Annotated in this window: 1 pseudogene; it reads left to right on the top strand. The window is 46.3% G+C overall.

Going from position 1 to position 694, the window contains the following annotated elements:
• Positions 1-442: 442 nt before the first annotated feature.
• Positions 443-694: pseudogene (locus tag C5B91_RS21240) on the top strand (cell division control protein Cdc6); the annotation flags it as partial.

The raw sequence follows: 694 nt of genomic DNA, 5'->3' as shown, positions 1-694 counted from the left end.
CTTCCTCCAGTTGTGACCTTCACCAAAGCAATCCTCTTGAGCTACTTGCAACACGTACCATGCGGGTGGGATTTGGCACTTTTGAATGGAGAAACCGGGAACCCGATTCTCAACAATCCCGAACGGACATCTCACAGGGAGGGGTCATTTCGAGTGTTCAGTACATTTTCAACGGGAGTACTGCGTGAATATGGTGTGTCTGTGTGCTCGTCACTCGAGAATGAGAGAGGTGATTTTGAATGTTCTATCTTTAGCCTACGTACGCAGCATAGTATTTCTAATATATATTTTACTCTCTCGGCAATCAACGAATTATAATCTCATGCACATCAAACTAGAAGACACTCGAAAGGACCCCTCTCACTAGTATATATAATCACGTAACACTCGAAACACTCGAACCACACACTTATATTACTATGTCAGAAAGTTCGGAACATCAATGGGTGGACTGTTCGAGGACGTCGAAGACGAAATCTACCGTGAGAAGCGTGTACTGAAAGAAGAGTACCAACCAGATAAGATTCTCGAACGCGATGCCGAGGTTGAAGAATACAAACACGCGTTGACCGACGCACTATTCGGTCGCAGCCCCGACAACATCTTCCTGTTCGGGAAGGCAGGTGTCGGAAAAACTGCGGTGACGAACTTCGTTCTCAGTGAACTCCAACACGAAGCACTTCGTCGCGATACA

It is taken from the genome of Haloferax sp. Atlit-10N, from assembly GCF_003586325.1.
GTDB classification, from domain to species: domain Archaea; phylum Halobacteriota; class Halobacteria; order Halobacteriales; family Haloferacaceae; genus Haloferax; species Haloferax prahovense.
This window is presented reverse-complemented; position numbering and strand designations above follow the sequence as displayed.